Source organism: Lacisediminimonas profundi (genome assembly GCF_008831265.1).
Lineage (GTDB): Bacteria > Pseudomonadota > Gammaproteobacteria > Burkholderiales > Burkholderiaceae_D > Lacisediminimonas > Lacisediminimonas profundi.
This window is the reverse complement of the sequence record NZ_VTTH01000003.1, coordinates 181,573-199,400: the sequence shown is the minus strand read 5'-3', so window position 1 is coordinate 199,400 and position 17,828 is coordinate 181,573. Positions and strand designations below refer to the sequence as shown.

Genomic DNA, 17,828 nt, shown 5'->3' with positions numbered 1-17,828 from the left:
TTTCCCTTGCAGGAAAACGGCTTCAATTCAACACTGCGGACTTCAGCGTTCCGAAACCGCGTCAACCACGCACAATGCGGTCAGGTTGACGATCCGGCGCACCGTAGCCGAAGGCGTCAGGATGTGCACCGGCTTGGCGCAACCGAGCAGCAGCGGTCCGATCGCCACGCCGCCACCCGCGCCGACCTTCAGCAGGTTGTAGGCAATGTTGGCGGACTCGATGTTTGGCATCACCAGCAGGTTGCAATCTCCCGTCAGCGGCGAATCCGGCATCATCGATTTCAGGCGCTCGGCATTGAGCGCGGTATCGCCGTGCATTTCGCCGTCCACTTCCAGGGTGGGGTCCATCTTGCGAATGATCGCCAGCGCCTCGCGCATCTTGACCGCAGAACGACTGTCGCTGCTGCCGAAGTTCGAGTGCGACAGCAGCGCCGCGCGCGGGAACATGCCCAGGCGGCGCATTTCCTCGGCAGCCATGACCGTGATTTCCGCGATCTCTGCTGCGCTCGGATCTTCGTTCACATGGGTATCCACCAGCACGACATTGCGGTCCTTGAGCAGGATGCCGTTCATCGCGGCAAAGACATTGGCGCCTGGCCGCTTGCCCAGCACCTGGTCGATATACTCCAGATGCAGACGGGCCGTGCCGTAGGTGCCGCAGATCATGCCATCGGCATCGCCTTTGTGGATCATCATCGACCCGATCAGCGTATGCCGGCGCCGCATTTCCAGCTTGGCGTACTGCTCGGTGATGCCCTTGCGACGGGTCATGTCGAGGTAGGTCTGCCAGTAGTCGCGATAACGGGAATCGAACTCGGGATTGATGACTTCAAAGTCGATTTCAGGACGCAGCCGCAGGCCGAATCGTTCGATGCGCTGCGCCAGCACAGCCGGCCGGCCGACCAGGATCGGCTTGGCCAGGCCTTCATCGACCACCACCTGCACCGCGCGCAAAACACGCTCTTCCTCACCTTCCGCGTACACGATGCGCTTCTGGCCCGCCCGAGCTTTCCTGGCGATGTCGAAGATCGGCTTCATGAACGTGCCGCTGCGGTAGGTAAACTGCTCCAGCTTGTCGACATAGGCTTGCATGTCGGCGATCGGCCGGGCGGCGACGCCCGACTCGGCTGCAGCTTTGGCCACCGCCGGCGCAATACGGCTTGCCAGGCGCGGGTCGAACGGTTTCGGAATCAGGTATTCCGGTCCGAACGCCAGGTTGTCAATGCCATACGTGGTGGCGACGACATCGGACTGTTCCGCCTGTGCCAGCTCGGCGATCGCGTAAACCGATGCGATCTCCATCTCCCGGTTGATCGTCGTTGCGCCGCAATCCAGCGCGCCACGGAAGATGTACGGAAAGCACAGCACGTTATTGACCTGGTTCGGATAATCCGAACGGCCGGTAGCGATGATGGCGTCGTCGCGCACTTCGCGCACTTCGTAGGGATGGATTTCCGGGGTCGGATTGGCAAGCGCGAGAATCAGCGGCCTGGCCGCCATTGCCGCCACCATCTCGGGCTTCAGGACGCCGCCAGCGGACAGTCCCAGGAAAATATCCGCGCCCGGCATCACTTCTGCCAGCTTGCGGGCAGAAGTGTCCTGCGCAAATTTTTCCTTGTCCGGATCCATCAACTCCTTGCGGCCCTTGTACACAACGCCGGCCAGGTCGGTGACAAAGATGTTCTCGACCGGAAATCCCAGGTCGACGATCAGGTCCAGGCAAGCCAGGGCAGCAGCGCCAGCGCCGCTCACCACCATCTTGCAGTTCTTTATGTCCTTGCCCGCGACCTTGATACCGTTGATCAGGGCCGCCGACACGATGATTGCGGTGCCGTGCTGGTCGTCATGGAAGACCGGGATCTTCATTCGTTCGCGCAGCTTGCGCTCGATGTAGAAGCACTCCGGCGCCTTGATGTCTTCCAGGTTGATGCCGCCGAAAGTCGGCTCCAGGCTGGCAATGATGTCGCACAGCTTGTCCGGGTCGGATTCGTTGATTTCGATGTCGAACACATCGATCCCGGCGAACTTCTTGAACAGGACCGCCTTGCCTTCCATCACCGGCTTGGAAGCCAGCGCGCCGATATTCCCCAGTCCGAGCACCGCAGTGCCGTTGGTGATGACGGCCACCAGATTGCCACGCGCCGTGTAACGGAATGCCGTGTCCGGGTCGGCCTGGATCTCTTCGCAGGCGGCAGCGACGCCGGGCGTGTAGGCCAGCGACAGGTCGCGTTGGTTGGACAGTTGCTTGGTCGGCGTGACACTGATTTTTCCGGGTGTCGGAAACTCGTGATACTCAAGCGCCGATTGGCGCAGTTGCTGGCGAAGCTGTTCTTGCTGATCTTTCGAAGGATCCATCACTGCGGGCCTTTCGGTTACTTTGGGAAAGCTAATGATTCTAGCAGACCGCTCGGGCCGGAATACCGTGTTTCTACTAGGTCCAACTGCGCAACATTAGATTTAAACTATTAATCATAGATAAACGATTTAAATATTTAATCAAATCTCACCGAATCTTCACCCTCCCTGCTCACTTCGGACTCAAGTAAACCGGGCCGGATCAATCTTGGCGGAAGGGCCGGATTTCGAAATGATCGAGATTTGCCGCCGAGCCTGGCGCGCAGCAACCGCCGCAGCTACGGCGGCTGCCTCGGTACATTCGGTACAATCCGGGAATGTTGTCCGAATTCGAACTGATAGACCGCTACTTCAACCGCCCGCTGCAGCCGGGCGGCCGCATCGCGCTTGGCATAGGCGATGACTGCGCGCTGCTCGCGCCATCGCCCGGCATGCAACTGGCGATCTCCACCGACATGCTGGTGGAGGGCCGGCATTTTTTTCCTGATGTGGACGTTGCTTCGCTCGGCCACAAATCGCTGGCAGTCAACCTTTCAGATCTTGCCGCGATGGGAGCAAAGCCGCTCGCATTCACGCTCGCGCTGTCGCTGCCATCGGCTGACGAAGCCTGGCTCGCCGCATTTTCGGGGGGATTGTTCGCGCTGGCCGACCAATCAGGATGCGCACTGGTCGGCGGCGACACGACACAGGGGCCGCTCAATATCTGCATCACCGTTTTCGGCGAGGTTCCGCTGGCCCAGGCCCTGCGCCGTTCCGCTGCCCGCGCCGGCGACGATATATGGGTTTCCGGCGCCCTTGGCGACGCCCGCCTGGCACTGGCCGGCCATCGCAACGAACTGACGCTGGACGAGCTGTCCATGCAGCAGGCAGAACCGCGCCTGCTGCGGCCCGCTCCCCGGGTGTCCCTCGGCATCGCGCTGCGCGGCATCGCCCATGCAGCAATCGACGTCTCGGACGGATTGTGCGGTGACCTCGGCCACATCATGGAACAATCCGGTATCGGCGCCACCGTCGATGTCGACGCCGTCCCTGCCGGGCCGGCATTACAGCGCCAGCCGGCGGACCGGCGACGCAAATTTTCGCTGGCCGGCGGCGATGACTATGAACTCTGCTTCACCGCCCCCGCCTCTGCACGCAATGAGGTGCAGGCCGCAGCACGTGCGGCTGCAACGCCGGTCACCCGGATCGGCGTCATGGACAGCACGCCCGGCCTGCGCCTGCAAGATGCGAGCGGCCGGCCGCTGACACTCGATTTGCATTCTTTCGATCATTTCACTTCATGACCACTCTGGAAAGCGGACAAACAGCCCACGTCACCAAGCCCGGCTCGCGTTTCATGCTGGCGCACCCGGCGCACCTGATCGCACAGGGTTTCGGCAGCGGACTGTCGCGGGTCATGCCCGGCACTGCAGGCACGTTGCTGGCATGGCTCTCATTCAACGTCCTCAGCAGCCGCTGGCCCGGCGTCTTCGACGCTGCCACATGGGGGGGCATGATCGCGGCCGGATTCCTGCTCGGCATCTGGGCCTGCGGCAAGACCGGGCGCGACATGGGCATCAGCGATCACGGCAGCATGGTGTGGGACGAGATCATCGCTTTCTGGCTGGTGCTGCTGCTGATTGCCCCGGCAACGGGGGAAACCCAGTTGTGGGCCTTCATCTGGTTCCGCGTTTTCGACATGCTCAAACCGCCGCCGATCGCATGGTTCGATCGCCACATCAAAGGTGGATTCGGCGTAATGTGGGACGATATTGTCGCCGCCTTCTATACGCTGTTGCTGTTCGCGCTCTGGCGTGTAATCTGAACTGAAGGAAGGGCCGGGCATCAGGAGCCCGGCTTGGACGGCCGGCGAAAACAAGACAACCGAGGAGACGACAAGCATGGAAAACATCATCGACCTTGCAGCCCGCGTCGGACAGGCGCTTAAACAGAGGAAGCTGCTGATGGCGACGGCGGAATCGTGCACCGGGGGCGGCGTCGCCCAGGCTGTCACGGAAATCCCCGGCTCATCGGAATGGTTCGATTGCGGCTTCGTCACCTATTCAAATGCATCGAAAACCGATCTGCTCAATATTTCCGAGGCACTGATTGCGCAGCACGGCGCTGTCAGCGAGGAGATCGCAGCGGCGATGGCAGAGGCCGCTGTCGCCAACAGCAATGCACAAGTGGCCGTGTCGACCACCGGCATCGCCGGTCCCGGCGGCGCCGTTCCGGGCAAACCCGTAGGTACCGTCTGTTTTGGCTGGATGGTCGGCAACAAGGTCCGTACCGAGCGCAAAGTATTCCAGGGCGACCGCCAGGCGGTACGAGAGCAGGCGGTGGCGCATGCGCTGGCCTGCCTGGTGCGTCAACTGGAAGAGTAATGCTGTAGATCGCCTGCGCTGCGATTTCCGGGCAAAACTGCTGCCCGGCAGCCGAGTCCTGGCCCGGGGCCAGTCCGCCGGTCAGGCCGCTGCGCGAATCGCGTCCCGCGTTTCCATGGCGACCCGGCCCGCTGCCTGCCACGCATCCTCTCCAGCCTGGGGCTTTGCGTACAGGATCGCACGCGATGAATTGATCATCATGCCCTTGCCCGACGAGGTCCTGCCTGCTTTCACCGTCGCATCCACATCCCCGCCCTGCGCCCCGATGCCGGGCACCAGCAGCGGCATGTCGCCGACTATCCTGCGGACCTCGGCCAGCTCGGCGGGAAAAGTCGCGCCGACCACCAGGCCGCACTGGCCGTTCACATTCCACTTGTCCGCCACCAGGTGTGCGACGTGCTGGTACAGCGGCTGTCCGTTCACCGTCAGGAATTGCAGGTCGGACCCGCCCGGATTGGAAGTACGGCAGAGCACGATGACGCCGCGGTCGCGCCATTCAAGATACGGCGCAATCGAGTCCTGACCCATGTATGGATTGACCGTCACCGCGTCCGCGCCATAACGCTCGAACGCCTCGCGTGCATATTGTTCCGCGGTGGCACCGATGTCGCCGCGCTTGGCGTCCAGCACCAGCGGCAAGTGTGGATAGTGCTCGCGCGCATGACGGCACACCTGCTCAAGCTGATCCTCTGCCCCGAGCGCCGCGAAATAGGCGATCTGCGGCTTGAATGAACAGGCATATTGCGCGGTGGCATCGATCACCCGGATGCAGAATTCAGCCACTGCATCGGCGCGGCCGCGCAGTTCTGCCGGGAACTTGGCAACGTCGGGATCAAGTCCGACGCAGAGCATGGAATCCTGGCTGTTCCATGCCGCCTGCAATTTGTCGGTAAAGCTCAAGATGTGGTCGCTTTCTGGGAGAGCCGGCGGTGCCGCAGGCGGGAACGTATTGTACCGTGCGTACCGTGCGTACCGTGCGTACCGTGCGTACCGTGCGTACCGTGCGTACCGTGCGTACCGTACGTACTGCGCCATGCTATCGTTCCGGCATGACAACGCTCTCTCCCAAAGACTGGCTGCTGGTCATATTGATGACAGTTTGCTGGGGCATCAATTGGCCGATCATGAAAATCGGCGTCCAGGATTTCCCGCCGCTGACGTTTCGCACCATCAGCATGTTGATCGGCCTGGCGGTCATCTGGCTGGTCGCGCGCATGCAAGGCGTTTCCCTGGCCCTGCGGCGCGACCAACTGGCACCGGTGGTGCGGCTGACCATACCTAACATGCTGGTCTGGCATGCGGTGATCGTGTTCGGCGTACGCATGCTGGCGTCCGGACGGGCGGCGATCCTCGCCTACACGATGCCGGTGTGGGCGGTGCTCGCCGGCGTGGTTTTTTTCCGCGAAACAATTCCCGGCCGGGCATGGTTCGGCGTCGCCTGCGCCATGACGGCGGCAATGCTGCTGCTGACCAGCGAGATCGGCAACATCGCCGGACAGCCGCTGGGCAGCGGCCTGATCCTGCTCGCGGCGGCAGCCTGGGGCTACGGCACAGTAGTCATGAAGCGCTCGCCGATCGACATGTCCACCATGGCGCTGACGTTCTGGATGATGGCCATCACGACCGCCGTGCTGACGATCGGCGCGACCATCCTCGAACACCCGGCCTGGCGCGTACCGACCGGGCGCGAATCTGCCGCCATCCTGTACAACGGCCTGATCATCTTCGGACTGGTACACACCGTATGGTTCCGGCTGGCACGCCTGCTGCCACCAGTCGCATCCAGCCTGTCCATCATGATGATTCCGGTGCTCGGCGTGTTCAGCGGCGCCTGGATGCTCGGCGAAACGCCGCACTGGCAGGACTATGCCGCCATGTTGCTGATTCTGCTGGCAATGAGCGCGGTGCTGTTGAAACCACGCGCACTTGCCCCCACTTGACGTTTGGACAAGCACCCTTTCCGGAGAACCCACATGAAGAAATGGATCAACTGGCTGGGCATCGCCGCACTGACGGCATTGCTGAGCGGCTGCGGCTATAACGACTTCCAGAACAAGGACGAGAGCGTGGCGGCGGCATGGAGCGAAGTGGTGAACCAGTACCAGCGCCGGGCCGACCTCATTCCCAATCTGGTAAATACGGTCAAGGGTTATGCATCGCACGAGCGCGAAACGCTGGAAGCCGTGACCCGGGCACGGGCGTCGGCCACCAGCATGCAAGTCACACCGGAGGTGCTGAACGACCCCGCAGCGTTCCAGCGTTACCAGCAGGCACAGGGCCAGCTCACGCAGGCACTGTCGCGGCTGATGGTGGTGGCAGAGAACTATCCGCAACTGAAAGCCGATGCCAGCTTCCGCGACCTGCAGTCGCAATTGGAAGGAACCGAGAACCGCATCACCGTCGCCCGCCAGCGCTATATCGCGTCGGTGCGTGACTACAACGTGCTCACGCGCAGCTTCCCGACCAACCTGACGGCAATGCTTTTCAGCTACAAGGTGAAGCCTAATTTCGCAGTCGAAAACGAACGCTCGATTTCCAATGCGCCGGCCGTCAACTTCGGGAAATAAGACAATCACCGCTACCGTCATCGCCCCCATGCACGCCATCCGGCATTTGCTAGCGCTAGCGCTGTTGCTGTTGTGCCTGGCCAGCCAGGCCTGGGCCCAGGATTTCGTGGCCGTGCCGCCGCTGCAGGCGCGCGTCACCGACCTGTCGGGCATGCTCAAGCCGGACGAGCGCAGCAAGCTTGAGGGCGTGCTGAAGGAACACGAAGAGCGTACCGGCAACCAGATCGCCGTGCTGCTCATCAACAGCACCGCGCCGGAAGCGATCGAGCAGTACAGCATCCGTGTTGCCGATGCATGGAAGCTGGGCCGCAAGGGTATCGATGACGGCGTGATCCTGGTCGTCGCGAAGGACAATCCAGCGGCGCTGCGACGATTGCGCATCGAGGCCGGACGCGGCGTCCAGGGCTCGCTGACTGATGCCCAGTCCAAGCGCATATTGCAGGACGTGATCGCGCCGCATTTCCGGCAGAACGACTATTACGGCGGCCTGTCGGCCGGGGTCGCGGCAATCGCTGCCACGGTGGACAAGGAGCAACTGCCCGCCAATCAAAAGAAGGCAGCGGAGGAAGACCTGGGCGGCTGGCTGCCTTTCCTGCTGTTCGCATTCTTTATCTTCATCACGATCAGCCGCATGCGGCGCGGGCATCGCAACTTCAGTTCCGACGGCTGGGGGCGCTCCGCCGGCATCATCCTCGGTAGCGGCATGGGTTACGGACACGGCAATATCGGCCGCGGCGGCTGGGGCAGCGGCGGCGGAATTTCGGGGGGCGGCGGCGGATTTTCGGGCGGTGGCGGCGGATTCGACGGCGGCGGTGCCTCGGGGAACTGGTGACCATATGAAACGACTGTTCCGACACCTGACCACCACCAGCGCCGCTGGCCGCCGCGCTTTCCCGCCGGAAGGCATGAAGGCAATCCAGGCCGCGATTGCGCGCGGCGAGAAAGCGCACCGTGCCGAGATCCGGCTGATGGTGGAACCGGCCATGAGCTTCGGCGACCTGCTCGAAGGCCGGACCGCCCGCCATCGGGCACGCGCGTTATTTACCGAATACCGGATCTGGGATACCGAAGAGAATTGCGGCATCCTGGTCTACATCAACCTGGCAGACCGGATGGTCGAGATTGTCGCCGATCGCGGCGTCAACAAGCTGCTGGAAGCGGCGCAATGGCAGCAGGTGTGCCGCACCATCACCGCCGGCTTCGCCGCCGGCCGCTATGACGAGAGCGTGGTGGAAGCGATAGACCAGCTCAACGGGATGCTGCACGCAGACTTTCCGGCCGAGGATCACAATCCGAACGAATTGCCGAATCGGCCGCTGATGCTGTGAGCGCCGGTGTGTAATGGACGACCACTACAGTCGTTCATTCCTTTCAACGGGTGATCGTTGCCCATATCTGTGGTTTTGTGGTTTTGTGGTTTTGCAGCTCTTTGGCTTGCGGGTGGTGTGGCTGGGTTTGATGGTTGTGGTTGTGAAGCCGGGAGACACCCCGGCGGGTGTGTCCCTTTCTTTTTAAAAAGAAAGGAACCAAAGAAAACACCGTCAAAACCCACTTGGCCAACGCACGCCTCGATAGCCAACCAGACTCGGATGTCTGGGCTAATCCAGTGCGACGTTCGCGAGTGATGATCCCTCGGCTGTGTGCCCCTTACCTAATCAGCCAACCCCATGAAGTGTCTTATACCGATGCCCAGCGCACCGTTGACTCTTAATTTTTTTCGAAGCTTCAAACAAGCGATGGGGCTGTTCGACGAAAGACAAGGAGCAGCAAGGAACGGCAGAAAATCCCCCGCGATCCCCACTGCCGCTGACAATAGGACCTCAAGAGCCAATTAGCGGCTTCGAAAACAATTGGGAGTCAACGAGCAGTGGTGTGCGGTCGGCGGCATTGAAGCGGGTTGGCTGATCCCGGTCAGAGGCGAACGTGTGGCAGGACCTTCCTCGCGAACGCCGCAATGGTTCGGCCCAGGCGTCCGAGTCTGGTTGCCTATCGAGGCGGGCGTTGGCCAAGTGGGTTTTGACGGTGTTTTCTTTGGTGACTTTCTTTTCCAAAAGAAAGTTACACACCCGCCGGGGTGTCTCCCGGCTTCACAACCACAACCATCAAACCCAGCCACACCACCCGCAAGCCAAAGAGCCACAAATCCGCAAAACCACGGATATCGGCAACAATCACCCCTTCTCGATGATCCACTGCAGCAAGGCATCATGCGCCGCATGTGACGCCGGCGCATTGACGTGATTGACGATGCTCACGACCGCGTAGCGCCGCCCCGACGCCGCCAGCACATACCCCGCGATGCCGCGCACTCCGTTCAGGCTTCCGGTCTTGATGTGTGCAACCCCGGGCAAGTTCAGAAGCCGGTTGCGCATCGTGCCGTCCAGCCCGGCCAGCGGCATCGACGACATGAATTCCGACATGGATTGCGAGTGGAATGCGGAAACCAGCAGGCGCGCAAGCGTACGGGGCGCAATCTGCGCGTTGCGCGAGAGTCCGGAACCGTTGTCGAGCACCAGTTCAGGCGCGGCGATCCCTTTGCCGGCAAGCCAGGTGCGCACCGCTGCGGTGCCGCGCTGGATATCTCCAGGCGGGCCAGATACTTCAGCACCGATTGTCAGCAGCAACTGACGAGCCATCACATTGTTGCTGAACTTGTTGATCTCGCGCACCACCTCGGACAGCGCCGGCGAACGCCATTGGGCCAGCAGCCGCGCATCCGGCGGCACGCTGCCAGCGCGCACTTCGCCGCTGAACACACCACCCAGTTCGCGCCACAACTGCCGGAAAACGACGCCGAAATACTGGTCGGGCGTCAATTGCCATGCGTGCATGTTCCAGCTGCGCTCACCGCAGCCAGCGGGATAGGGACCATCGAAACCCATACCGCTCGCGCTCGGCCGCGGCTGCAAGGATTTCCGCCATTCGTTGCAGTCGCCCGCGGCCAGTTGCGGCGCCGCTACCGCGTAGGCATCGACCGTCGGCTCCATTGCCACCCTGACCATGCCGGCAGCCTCGTCCGGCAGGAAGCGGAATGACAGCGTCTTGTAGTTCAGCAGCAAGGCATCGGGCAAGGCGTTGTACGGCCTTTGCGGATCGCCATCGAAGGCGGCCGGATCGGCCGGCTCGGTCTGGAAGTAACTACGGTCCAGCACCAGGTTGCCGCGGATCTCCCGTATTCCCCGCGCCCGCACCTGGCGCAGGAACAGCCAGAAATTTTCGATGACCAGCTTGGGATCGCCGCCCCCGCGAATCACCAGGTCGCCCTGCAACACATCGGCCAACTGCGTGCCGGTGGCATAAGCCTCCGTGCGCCAGCTGAAGGTCGGGCCCAGAAGCTCCAGCGCGGCATCGGTCGTCACCAGTTTCATCAGCGACGCCGGACTGAAAGCGAGGTCCGCGTTCTGTTCGATCCTGGGTGACCGGGACGACACCTCCTGCACCACAACACCGACCGCCTGGCGCGGAATGCCGGCCCGGGCAAAGGCTTTCGCCACCCCATCCGGCAGCGCCTGGGCCGCTGCGGTATTGCCGAACAGGCACGCAGCAGCAAGCAGCAGCGCGACAGTCCGTTGAAATGAAGGCATGGTCATGACTGGATCGCAAGAGTGCGGGTATTCCGGACAGGAATTATCCCACGCCGAAGCCGCTTCACGGCGATGCGCCTTCAGCAGGCCGGGACCGGCTGCCCCGCATTTTCCCGCAGCAGCCCGCCTGGTCCTGTGACGGGCTGCTGGCGCTGAATTACGCTATGCTGGTTTCTTGCCCGGAACACAATTGAACCCTGAACCCTGAACCTTGCCCCTTCAACCTTGAACCCTGGACCACGCCGCCGATGATCCCTTACCTGAATGCCGCGCAATTGCGCACCGCCCTGCCCTATCCCGCGCTGATCGATGCATTGCGCGACGCGTTCCTGCAGGGCGCAGTTGCCCCCACCCGGCATGTGCACCGGGTAGATGAAAAGGAAGGAACGGTCCTGCTGCTGATGCCGGTCTGGCAGGAGCAGGCACACATGGGTGTGAAGCTGGTCACGGTGGCGCCGGGCAATCCGGCTCGCGGCCTGTCGACCGTCCACTCGATCTTCGTGCTGTTCGATACGGCATCGGGAGAACCGAAGGCGCTGCTGGACGGGGAGGAACTGACGCTGCGCCGTACCGCCGCGGCGTCCGCCCTCGCCTCGCGCTGGTTGTCACGGCCCGACAGCAGGACCTTGCTGGTCGTGGGCACCGGTTCGCTGGCGCGCTACATGGCCCCGGCGCATTGCGCCCAACGCCCGATTGAACGGGTGCTGGTATGGGGCCGCAATGGCGAGCGGGCACGGGCCACCGCCGCTGCCATCCGCGAACAGGGCTTGCCCGCGAATATCGAACTGGACGTCGCCACCGACCTGGCAGAGGCAGCCGCCAGCGCGGATATCATCACCGCCGCCACCACCAGCACGACGCCACTCCTGAAGCGCAAATGGATAAGCCCGGGCACGCATGTCGATCTGGTGGGAGGATTCAAGCCTGACATGCGCGAAGCGGATGACGACCTGATGGCTGCGGCGTCGCTGTTCGTGGACACCTTTGCTGGCGCACTGGCCGAAGCGGGAGACTTGCGCCAGCCCATGGAGAACGGGCGCCTGCAGCGCAGCGCGGTGCTGGCCGAAATGGCGGACCTGGTGCACGGGCGCCATCCCGGCCGCCGGGAAGCGGCCGAGATCACGCTGTTCAAGTCAGTCGGTACCGGGATCGAAGACCTGGCCGCAGCAAATCTGGCGTGGTCGGTGCTGCGGCCAGCAGGCTGAGCGTTCCTACTTCCCTGCTGCTGCAGCTGCCTGCTTCAGGTCGTAGTCCGGATCGGCTGCCTGCTCGGGCGTGATGGCAATGCCCGCGCCCAGCAGCTTGCGCACCGCCAGGTGGTCGGGCGAGCGGTTCACCGACTCGGCGCCAAGGAATACGCCATCGCGGAAACAGAAAACGGACCAGGCGTTTTCTTGCGCCGATCCACGCACCACGGCCTGGTTGTGTGACGAGGTAATGCCGGCCATCTGCAGGCGAACATCGTATTGCTCGCTCCAGAACCAGGGAACGCTGGCATAGGGAGCAGGCTTGCCGCCCAGGCGCGCCGCCACCAGGCGGCCCTGGTCAACGGCATTCTGCACTGACTCCAGTCGTATCATTCCACCGGCGAAGCTGCTCGGGAAGGCCGCGCAATCGCCGATGGCCGATATCGCCGGGTCGCTGGTCAACAGATGATCGTCGACCACGATGCCATTGTTCACGGCCAGCCCCGCTGCCTCGGCCAGTTCCACGTTCGGCAGGACGCCGATACCGATCACGGCCACGTCCGCATCCAGCACCGTGCCGTCGTCGAGTTCGACGCCACTCAGTTGCCCGTTCTCTCCGAGCAGGCGGCAGACCGCGCGATTGACGACGATACGCACGCCATTGGCCTCGTGCTTCGCGCTCAGGTAAGCCGACATCTGCTCGCTCAGGACCCGCGACATCGGCCGCGCAGCCGCTTCCACCACCGTGACCTCGATTCCCTGGGCGCGGGCAGCAGCCGCGAACTCCAGTCCGATGAATCCGCCGCCCACCACGACCGCGCGGGAAATGCTGCCCAACCGCTCGCGCAGGCTGCGCGCCTCGGCCAGCGTGCGCAGATAGCACACCCCCTTGAGCTCGGCGCCGGCCACCGGCAAGGGCCGATTGCGCGCGCCAAGCGCGAGCACCAGATGGCTGTATTCGATCGTCGCGCCGGAAGCCAGGCGGATGCTGTGATTGGCACGGTCGATCGCCTCGATGCGCTGGCCGAGCATCAACTCGACGCGCTGGTCGGCGTACACTTTTTCCGCGCGCAGCAGCAAACCCGGCTCTTCCACCTTCCCGGCCAGGTAGGCCTTGGACAGCGGCGGACGCTGGTAAGGCAGGGACGGCTCGTCCCCGATCAGGACGATCCGCCCTTCGAAGCCTTCCTGCCGCAAGGACACTGCGGCCTGGGCGCCTGACTGTCCGGCGCCGGCAATGATGACTGTCCCCGCACTCATGACTGGATCCCGGGCAGATGCACCACCAGTCCGTCCAGTTCAGGCGTGACCGTCACCTGGCAGGACAAGCGGCTGCTGGTGCGCCGCTCGTCGGCCACCGAGTCGAGCATCTCGTCCTCGACCGCATTCATCGGCGGCAGCTTCGACTCCCATTCGGAATCGACATAGATATGGCAGGTTGCGCACATGGCGGAACCGCCGCATTCGGCAACGATGCCCGGCACGCCGTTGGCGACGGCCGCGGCCATCAGCGTGGTTCCGCTCGCCACTTCCAGCACATGCTGCTGGCCCTCGGACTGGATATAGGTAATTTTTGCCATGTCGTAATGCGCTTTGAATCTCTGGAACGTTAAAAAAAAGAAGCAATCAATGTAGCGGCGGCATAGCGCGGCACGTTGATTGCTCCCATTGCCCCGACTACCCGCCGGCGCGGATCAACTGCCCAGTCGTACCGGCAAGTATTCGAATCCGCGCAGCGTATTGTGCAACAGATGACGCGGCTCGCCCGTAATTTCGATGGTCGCGACTCGGGTCGCCAGCGCGCGCAGCACCACTTCCAGTTCGAGCCGGGCAATCATCTGACCGACGCAGCCGTGAATGCCTGCGCCAAAACCGACATGGCCGGCAGTGCTGCGGCTGATGTCAAAACGGTCCGGCTCGCTCCACTGGCGCGGATCGCGGTTGGCGGATCCGAGCGAGAGCATGATCTTCTCGTCGGCGCCGATGGTGACGCCCGCCAACTCCACCTCGCGTGTCGTGGTCCTGAAAAAAGTCTGGAACGGCGACTCGAAGCGCAATATCTCCTCGAAGGCTGCTCGTGACAGATCGGGATTGGCGCGCAGCGCCTGCCACTGATCCGGATTGCTGGCAAAGCAGTACAGCGCATTGGCGATCGCATTGGCGGTGGTATCGACGCCGGCCGACAGGAAGGAACGAACCAGCCGCGCCCCCTCTTCGTCGGTCAGGATGCCAGCATCCACCGCATCGAAAATACGAATGCCCAGCCCGTCCGGCGACAGGTTCTTGCGCTGGCAGGCGTTCCACACCCAGCCGGCGACTTCTTCGGCATTTTCCATCGCATTGTCATACAGCTTGTTGCGCGGCCCCATGCCGTTGAAAACCATGTTGCCATAGGCGATCAAATGCTGCCGGCTATCTTCCATCAGGCCGATGGCATCGGCAAACACCCTCAGGGGAAACGGTTCGCCCATGTCCTTGACGGCGTCGAAGCTGTCGCGGTCGAGCAGGCTGTCGACCAGCCTGTTGGCCTCGGCTTCGAAGCCGGCGCGCAGCGCCCGCAACGCCGCCGGCGACACCGCGCGGCTGATCACGGCGCGATTACGTGTATGGTCGGGCGGATCGGTTTCCAGCACCATGCTCGGCGCACGCCACGGCGGATCCTTGTGGAAGTTGGCGAGGCCAACCCCGGCGCCGGAGCAGAAGGTCGCCGCGTCTTCCAGTATCCCCCGCACCTCCGCATAACGACCGACCGCATGCACCTTGTACTTGTCAAGGAACACTACCGGCCCTGCCTCCCGCAATTGCTGGTGGAAGGGATAGGGACTGCGTATGTAGTCGTCCGAAAACGGGTCGAGGTCCGATACCGGCGCCGTTCCGGCGACTGGATCCATTTCTGCCATCATCATCTCCTTGTTGCCGCGCTTGCCCTGCGCAGCCGTTCCGCGGCGCCCTGCTGCAGGACGCCGCTGTACATCACGCCATGCAACACATGCCAGCCGGTTCGCGCGAACCCCTCGTCACTTGCGTTTGTATGGTCCGAGCTCTTTCAATGCTGCATTGACGAAGCTGTGGTCGACCACCTGCTCGACCGTGATCGCGCCTTCCAGGAAGCCCTGGTCCTTGTAGAACTGCAGGTCTTTCTTCATGCTGGCTTCGTTCACCCGGCCGTCAGGATTATTTCCATTGGGTGTCATTTTCCTGTACAGCGCCACATCCTTCACATTGCTGTCCTGCGCAAGAATCTGGATCACTTCCTCGCCGGCAGGGCCGGCAAACTTGCCGTCCTTGAGCGCATCGTTGTACACCCTCGTGCCCTTCAGGTAGGCGATCATGAATTTCTTCGCAATCTCCGGCGATTTTGCAATGAACTGTCCGCCGTAGAACAAGGCTGCTACGGCCTGGTCAGGATAGATCTTGTCCATCGACATGCGCACAGCCGCGCCGCGTTCGACCGCTTGCGTCGCCGAGGGTTCGGTCGTGATGGCAGCGTCGACTGCGCCGTTCATGAGTGCCGCCACGTGCTGTGGATAGCTGATGAACTCATGCTGCACATCCTTGTACGACAGGCCCTCGCTCTTGAGCGCCTCGTTCAGCTTGGAACCCTGCGAACCGCCCTTGCCGGCCTCGGCCACCTTCATGCCTTTCAGGTCCTTGAAACTTTTCACCTTGCCGGAATCGACCAGCGCCTTGCGCACCAGGATAGGAAGGTAGTCATAGCCGGGCGGCGTCGAGCCCTTGTCGGCCACGACCTTGATGTTGATTCCGCGCGCTGCGGCATTGAACAGCCCGGCCGAAATCGCGCCAGCAGCAACATCCAGCTGGCCGGTGCCCAGTGGGGCAATCATCTTGGGGCCCGCGTCGAATTTGACGAAGGTCACCTTGATCCCCTGCTCGGCAAAATAGCCCTTGCGGCTGGCAATGAAGAATGGCCCGTCGCTGACCACGCCGTTGGTGCCGATCCGCACTTCAACCAGCTCGGAGGCAGCCGCCGCGCCTGGCATGGCCGCACCCAGCGCAGCCGCAAGCGAAACCGCCATCAAGGCCGGACGCAATCTGAAAAACGAAGCCGAACGTGCTGTTGTTGTCATCAATGTCTCCTGGTAGTTTTTAGTATGTATTCGTGATCGCTCATTCGGCGAACAATTTGCGCGTCTCGGCAGTGGCAGGTCCCTGCAGGTACTGCGCCGGATCCCGGTCTTCGCCGGGTACGTGCACCTTGGTGAAGACATGGCCCTCGTACCTTACCGGCCGGGTCGCATCCAGGCCCATCTTGGCGCTGATGCCCTGCATTTCCTGGGGAATTTCCTCGCCGGCGAATGCCACGGTGGTGGACGGATCCAGTATGGATCCCTGGGCGCCGGAAATGACAACCAGGTCGCGGTCGGCCTGGAAGCGGGTGGCGATCGCCCATTCGACCTGCTTCGGATCATGCACGTCGACGTCCTCGTCCACCACAACCACATGCTTGACGTCGTAATGCCCGGCAAAGGCGCCGAGTATCACGTTCTTCGGCTCGCCTTCGCGCTGCTTGCGCAGCTTGACGTAGAGGTGATAGCGGCAAGTGCCACCGACTGACAGGTGCACATCCTGCACGCCCGGGAAGCTGCGCTGCAGATGTGCCAGCAGCGTGGCCTCGCGCGGGATCGCGCCCATCAGCAGGTGCTCCATCTCGGCCGGCACGATCGTGTGGTAGATCGGGTCCTTCCGGTGGGTGACGGCATCGACCTGGATCACCTCGCGCTTCTCGGCCGAGCTGTAATACTTGGGAAACTCGCCGAAAGGTCCCTCCATCTCGCGTTCGTCGATCAGGATCCGGCCCTCGATCACGATTTCCGCATCGGCCGGTACCCGCAGCTCGCTGGTCAGGCATTTGGTCACCCGCAACGGTGTACCGTGCAGCGCACCGGCGATCTCCAGTTCGTCATGATTGATCGGGACAATCGCCTGCGACGCCAGCAAGGTCAGCGGATCGACGCCGATCACCACAGCCACCGGCAGCGGCTCGCCTTTCTTTACCGAGGCCTGGTAGAAGGCCCAGGTATGGCGCGGCAGCATCAGCACCGCCATCCGGTCCTTCGAATTTACCTGGATGCGGATGATCGAGACGTTCTGCACGCCCGTATCGGGGTTGCGCGCGATGATCAGGCCGGCGGTGATGTAGGGCCCGCTGTCATGCTCGCTGTGGGTCGGAATGGGGAGCAGCGTGCGCATGTCGACTTCGCGGTGCACGACTGCCTGGCAAGGCGCCGAGCCAGCCGGCACTTCCTGCCAGGGAAGGGGATTTTCAGCTGCATGGCGGTAGGCCTGCAACAGTTCGCTGTTGTCCACGCCCATCGCCTCGGCAATCCATTCGCGCCGCGACATGAAACCGGTGACCACCGGGATCGAATGCCCGCCCGGCTGCGGGAACAGCACGGCCTTGCTGGTGTCCATGCGCTTGCCGATGGCAGCAATCTGGTGCTTGAGTTCCATCCCCGGCTGCGCCACCACCAGGCGGTCGGTCTGCGCCAGACGCTCGAGCCAGCTCCGCAGCGTCAGCGGTGAACGCGATTCAGATTGCTTGTTCATGTTTTTTTCCTCTGCCTTGTCTCGTGCGCAAACGGGCTCCGCGCCGGGACTCTTGTCGGGGGCGCTCTGGAAGCTGCAAGGGGAACAGGGGCAGGTGGGCGACAGGAACAGCCGGATCGCTTGCCACGACATTTCCGGCCGGACTGCCCGCCTGGGGCGAGCCGTCACGATCCTGCCTGTGTCTCCGCTACCGCTTCGTATCGA

General features: G+C 62.7%; 16 protein-coding genes. 8 read left to right on the top strand and 8 right to left on the bottom strand.

What is annotated here, in order from left to right:
- Positions 1 to 42: 42 nt before the first annotated feature.
- Complete coding sequence (locus FVE66_RS10650) at positions 43 to 2,355, bottom strand: NADP-dependent malic enzyme (protein ID WP_151447420.1); 2,313 nt, start codon at positions 2,353 to 2,355, stop codon at positions 43 to 45.
- Positions 2,356 to 2,672: 317 nt separating this feature from the next.
- Between FVE66_RS10650 and thiL the strand changes: the two genes are divergently transcribed.
- From thiL to FVE66_RS10635, 3 genes are all read left to right on the top strand, one after another.
- On the top strand, positions 2,673 to 3,638 hold the full coding sequence (thiL, locus tag FVE66_RS10645) for a thiamine-phosphate kinase (protein ID WP_151447419.1): 966 nt from the start codon (positions 2,673 to 2,675) through the stop codon (positions 3,636 to 3,638).
- Complete coding sequence (locus FVE66_RS10640; RefSeq protein WP_241673146.1) at positions 3,635 to 4,159, top strand: phosphatidylglycerophosphatase A family protein; 525 nt, start codon at positions 3,635 to 3,637, stop codon at positions 4,157 to 4,159. Before thiL ends, FVE66_RS10640 begins: the two co-directional genes overlap by 4 nt.
- A 76-nt stretch (positions 4,160 to 4,235) precedes the next feature.
- On the top strand, positions 4,236 to 4,718 hold the full coding sequence (locus FVE66_RS10635; protein ID WP_151447418.1) for a CinA family protein: 483 nt from the start codon (positions 4,236 to 4,238) through the stop codon (positions 4,716 to 4,718).
- Positions 4,719 to 4,799: 81 nt separating this feature from the next.
- On the opposite strand, the gene pyrF is transcribed toward FVE66_RS10635, so the two are convergent.
- On the bottom strand, positions 4,800 to 5,618 hold the full coding sequence (pyrF, locus tag FVE66_RS10630; RefSeq protein ID WP_151447417.1) for an orotidine-5'-phosphate decarboxylase: 819 nt from the start codon (positions 5,616 to 5,618) through the stop codon (positions 4,800 to 4,802).
- A 56-nt stretch (positions 5,619 to 5,674) separates the two neighbouring features.
- On the opposite strand from pyrF, the gene FVE66_RS10625 reads away from it, so the two are divergent.
- Genes FVE66_RS10625 through FVE66_RS10610 form a run of 4 tightly spaced genes read left to right on the top strand, consistent with a single transcriptional unit; the run spans position 5,675 to position 8,613 of the window.
- Positions 5,675 to 6,658, top strand: a complete 984-nt coding sequence (locus tag FVE66_RS10625; RefSeq protein WP_338325382.1) for a DMT family transporter — start codon at positions 5,675 to 5,677, stop codon at positions 6,656 to 6,658.
- 33 nt (positions 6,659 to 6,691) lie between these two features.
- Positions 6,692 to 7,285 (top strand): LemA family protein, encoded by a 594-nt coding sequence (locus tag FVE66_RS10620; protein WP_151447416.1) that lies wholly within the window; start codon positions 6,692 to 6,694, stop codon positions 7,283 to 7,285.
- A gap of 28 nt (positions 7,286 to 7,313) precedes the next feature.
- Positions 7,314 to 8,117: a TPM domain-containing protein gene (locus tag FVE66_RS10615; RefSeq protein WP_151447415.1), complete on the top strand. Its 804-nt coding sequence runs from the start codon at positions 7,314 to 7,316 to the stop codon at positions 8,115 to 8,117.
- A gap of 4 nt (positions 8,118 to 8,121) precedes the next feature.
- Complete coding sequence (locus FVE66_RS10610) at positions 8,122 to 8,613, top strand: TPM domain-containing protein (protein WP_151447414.1); 492 nt, start codon at positions 8,122 to 8,124, stop codon at positions 8,611 to 8,613.
- Positions 8,614 to 9,456: 843 nt separating this feature from the next.
- On the opposite strand, the gene dacB is transcribed toward FVE66_RS10610, so the two are convergent.
- Entirely contained in the window at positions 9,457 to 10,869 is a 1,413-nt protein-coding gene (gene dacB, locus FVE66_RS10605; RefSeq protein WP_151447413.1) for a D-alanyl-D-alanine carboxypeptidase/D-alanyl-D-alanine endopeptidase, read from the bottom strand.
- Between the two features lie 248 nt (positions 10,870 to 11,117).
- Between dacB and lhpI the strand changes: the two genes are divergently transcribed.
- Positions 11,118 to 12,074, top strand: coding sequence for a bifunctional Delta(1)-pyrroline-2-carboxylate/Delta(1)-piperideine-2-carboxylate reductase (gene lhpI, locus FVE66_RS10600; protein ID WP_206668751.1), 957 nt, complete (start codon positions 11,118 to 11,120; stop codon positions 12,072 to 12,074).
- 6 nt (positions 12,075 to 12,080) lie between these two features.
- Here lhpI and FVE66_RS10595 read toward each other — a convergent pair whose 3' ends face one another.
- The 5 genes from FVE66_RS10595 to FVE66_RS10575 all read right to left on the bottom strand — a co-directional run bounded on the left by FVE66_RS10595 (position 12,081) and on the right by FVE66_RS10575 (position 17,624).
- The gene (locus tag FVE66_RS10595; RefSeq protein ID WP_151447412.1) at positions 12,081 to 13,316 is read right to left on the bottom strand and encodes an NAD(P)/FAD-dependent oxidoreductase; all 1,236 of its coding nucleotides are present in this window, start codon (positions 13,314 to 13,316) and stop codon (positions 12,081 to 12,083) included.
- Positions 13,313 to 13,636, bottom strand: coding sequence for a 2Fe-2S iron-sulfur cluster-binding protein (locus FVE66_RS10590; RefSeq protein ID WP_151447411.1), 324 nt, complete (start codon positions 13,634 to 13,636; stop codon positions 13,313 to 13,315). Before FVE66_RS10590 ends, FVE66_RS10595 begins: the two co-directional genes overlap by 4 nt.
- Before the next feature lie 114 nt (positions 13,637 to 13,750).
- A complete protein-coding gene (locus tag FVE66_RS10585; RefSeq protein WP_241673144.1) occupies positions 13,751 to 14,956 on the bottom strand; it encodes a cytochrome P450 in 1,206 nt (401 codons plus the stop codon).
- A gap of 117 nt (positions 14,957 to 15,073) precedes the next feature.
- Positions 15,074 to 16,144: an ABC transporter substrate-binding protein gene (locus FVE66_RS10580; RefSeq protein WP_241673143.1), complete on the bottom strand. Its 1,071-nt coding sequence runs from the start codon at positions 16,142 to 16,144 to the stop codon at positions 15,074 to 15,076.
- A 40-nt stretch (positions 16,145 to 16,184) separates the two neighbouring features.
- Entirely contained in the window at positions 16,185 to 17,624 is a 1,440-nt protein-coding gene (locus FVE66_RS10575) for a UbiD family decarboxylase (RefSeq protein ID WP_151447409.1), read from the bottom strand.
- Positions 17,625 to 17,828: the final 204 nt, after the last annotated feature.

Bases quoted from the DNA above. Each gene is read 5' to 3' on its own strand.
- FVE66_RS10650 (WP_151447420.1), bottom strand. From the start codon at position 2,355: ATGGATCCTTCGAAAGATCAGCAAGAACAGCTTCGCCAGCAACTGCGC.
- thiL (WP_151447419.1), top strand. From the start codon at position 2,673: ATGTTGTCCGAATTCGAACTGATAGACCGCTACTTCAACCGCCCGCTG.
- FVE66_RS10640 (WP_241673146.1), top strand. From the start codon at position 3,635: ATGACCACTCTGGAAAGCGGACAAACAGCCCACGTCACCAAGCCCGGC.
- FVE66_RS10635 (WP_151447418.1), top strand. From the start codon at position 4,236: ATGGAAAACATCATCGACCTTGCAGCCCGCGTCGGACAGGCGCTTAAA.
- FVE66_RS10620 (WP_151447416.1), top strand. From the start codon at position 6,692: ATGAAGAAATGGATCAACTGGCTGGGCATCGCCGCACTGACGGCATTG.
- FVE66_RS10615 (WP_151447415.1), top strand. From the start codon at position 7,314: ATGCACGCCATCCGGCATTTGCTAGCGCTAGCGCTGTTGCTGTTGTGC.
- FVE66_RS10610 (WP_151447414.1), top strand. From the start codon at position 8,122: ATGAAACGACTGTTCCGACACCTGACCACCACCAGCGCCGCTGGCCGC.
- dacB (WP_151447413.1), bottom strand. From the start codon at position 10,869: ATGCCTTCATTTCAACGGACTGTCGCGCTGCTGCTTGCTGCTGCGTGC.
- lhpI (WP_206668751.1), top strand. From the start codon at position 11,118: ATGATCCCTTACCTGAATGCCGCGCAATTGCGCACCGCCCTGCCCTAT.
- FVE66_RS10595 (WP_151447412.1), bottom strand. From the start codon at position 13,316: ATGAGTGCGGGGACAGTCATCATTGCCGGCGCCGGACAGTCAGGCGCC.
- FVE66_RS10590 (WP_151447411.1), bottom strand. From the start codon at position 13,636: ATGGCAAAAATTACCTATATCCAGTCCGAGGGCCAGCAGCATGTGCTG.
- FVE66_RS10585 (WP_241673144.1), bottom strand. From the start codon at position 14,956: ATGGCAGAAATGGATCCAGTCGCCGGAACGGCGCCGGTATCGGACCTC.
- FVE66_RS10580 (WP_241673143.1), bottom strand. From the start codon at position 16,144: ATGACAACAACAGCACGTTCGGCTTCGTTTTTCAGATTGCGTCCGGCC.
- FVE66_RS10575 (WP_151447409.1), bottom strand. From the start codon at position 17,624: ATGAACAAGCAATCTGAATCGCGTTCACCGCTGACGCTGCGGAGCTGG.